The organism is Exiguobacterium sp. A1_3_1 (genome assembly GCF_048985645.1).
Lineage (GTDB): Bacteria > Bacillota > Bacilli > Exiguobacteriales > Exiguobacteriaceae > Exiguobacterium_A > Exiguobacterium_A indicum.
In genome coordinates, this window is record NZ_WBYY01000296.1 from 1 (window position 1) to 1588 (window position 1588).

The 1588-nt window shown below is 53.3% G+C and carries 1 protein-coding gene and 1 pseudogene; one reads left to right on the forward strand and one right to left on the reverse strand.

Annotated features, from left to right (window positions below; all coding sequences use genetic code 11):
* Positions 1 to 111: 111 nt before the first annotated feature.
* A complete protein-coding gene (locus tag F8N00_RS17875) occupies positions 112 to 876 on the reverse strand; it encodes a JAB domain-containing protein (RefSeq protein ID WP_421018730.1) in 765 nt (254 codons plus the stop codon).
* A gap of 115 nt (positions 877 to 991) precedes the next feature.
* Here F8N00_RS17875 and F8N00_RS17880 point away from each other — a divergent pair.
* Positions 992 to 1588 (forward strand): annotated as a pseudogene (locus tag F8N00_RS17880) (hypothetical protein); the annotation flags it as partial.

Here is a 1588-nt window from a genome sequence, read left to right on the forward strand (position 1 = left end):
TCCTTACTCGCTTGCGCTCTCTCAAAAGAAAAACGACGTCGTTTTTCGTCCATGCTCTTGCGCGCGCGGACAGGACGGAGGTATCCCGTCCGTCTACGCTCTATCGTCTCTTTACAGCACACCTTGTGCTTTCAAGCTGACGTATTCGTCTCCGGCACCGACGATGATGTGGTCAAGAAGCTGAATACCGACGATGCGTCCGACCTCGACGAGCCGTTCGGTCACCTCGATATCTTCCCTCGATGGATGCGGGTCACCGCTCGGATGCTGATGGCTGACGATGAGCGACGTCGCATTGTTGAGGATGGCGGACTTAAAGATTTCTCGAGGATGGACGACACTCGAGTTGATGCTACCGACGTGTGCCCGATGGACGGCAATGACGCGGTTCTTCGTATTGAGTAAAATGACGAGGAACACCTCACGGTCATCGTCCTGGATGAAGCGTCTCGCGACACAGAACGCGTCCTCTGGGGACGTGATGTGTGTCGTCTCGAGCGCGACGTCCGGTTCACGGACCTCTTGGCGGATACGGGTGATTTCAACGAGTGTAGTCAGTTTCATGGAAAAGCTCCTTTCGCGAGTGGGATGCAGTCCGACACGGTGCCGTCCTGTTGACGGGAACGTAGCGAGCGTCGCGAGACGGCGCAAGGGTGACCGCAGGGAAAGATCAAAAAAAGCGGACAGCGCACCGGGACGAAGGCTTCCGAAGCCCGCGAGCGAAAAGCTTTGCTTTGAGCCAAAACGCGGAGGAAGACGAGGAACGGCAGCGGCTTTTTTGATGGCCCTTGCGCCGACGAGTAGCGAGCTAGAGTACGGAAACAGGACGGCGTACGGTCCCTTTCCATCAAACAGAGCGGTACCGCTCTGTGCCATGCCTTTGAAAGAATCATTTTATCGCCTTACGAATACCGAATAAGACAGCAAGAACGGTGAAGTAGCGTTATAATGAAGGACGCAATGACAGACTGAACAGTAAAGGAGTACACTCATGAAGATTTCTTACATAGCGATTCCCCTTGCCGTCTTATTGATGGCAGGATGTACAGATATGGAGACAACCTCACCTTCACCAGATCAAACAGAGCAAGTAGCACAGCAGGACGACGCGACTACACAAAAGACCGATACAAAAGAGGACTCTGATCAACAATCAGAAAATACAGTTGATACGAGTACAGTCGAGCAACCAAAGGAGACGAATGCCTCAACGGAATCAAAAACACCAACTGCAAAAGATTCTTTCACAGGATATAAGAAGATTTTAGTCGATGGTGGAGACCTGTCCGGTAGTCGTCAGGCGAACGTTGTTGTCGACATTGGATTCGGTGACCGGAAGTACTGGGCGTTCACGAATGAGCACGGACAGCTGGTCCGCGTGATCGCGAAGAAGATCGTGCTTCAGAATGATGCGACGGAAGACGTCACGCGTGACGGACGCTACTACTCGGACGAGGCGAAGGTACCTGGCGTCGAACGTCCGAATCTCGATGAAGGACATATCATCGCTGACTCACTCGGTGGCGTCTCGAACGCCTACAACATCACTCCGCAGGACAGTACACTGAACCGCCATGGTGACCAGGCG